The sequence below is a fragment of the Lysinibacillus boronitolerans JCM 21713 = 10a = NBRC 103108 genome, from assembly GCF_000772935.1.
GTDB lineage: Bacteria > Bacillota > Bacilli > Bacillales_A > Planococcaceae > Lysinibacillus > Lysinibacillus boronitolerans.
Map to the genome: position 1 here is coordinate 1 of NZ_JPVR01000007.1, position 268 is coordinate 268.

Genomic DNA, 268 nt, shown 5'->3' on the forward strand with positions numbered 1-268 from the left:
AAAAATTTAACAATATGGAAAAGGGAAAATTTAACGTAGAATCAAATCAGCAGTTTATCTGCACAAATTATGTCGGAGAAGATATACACGAAAAAGTAAATAGATTAATGACGACAGACGGAGCAATTGAAGATGACTTAAATGCACAAAAAGTATACACGAAGAGAAAAGACGGAGTTATTGACAATTACAACGTGAGAGCAGACAAGTGGGATATGGCACTAGATACACTAGACCAAATTAATAGAACTAAAATTGCTAAAGCAGC

Annotated in this window: 1 protein-coding gene; it reads left to right on the plus strand. The window is 33.6% G+C overall.

The annotated features are described in order from the left end of the window. On the plus strand, positions 1-268 hold a 268-nt coding region (locus tag CD31_RS23665), incomplete at both ends, for a hypothetical protein (RefSeq protein ID WP_036074725.1).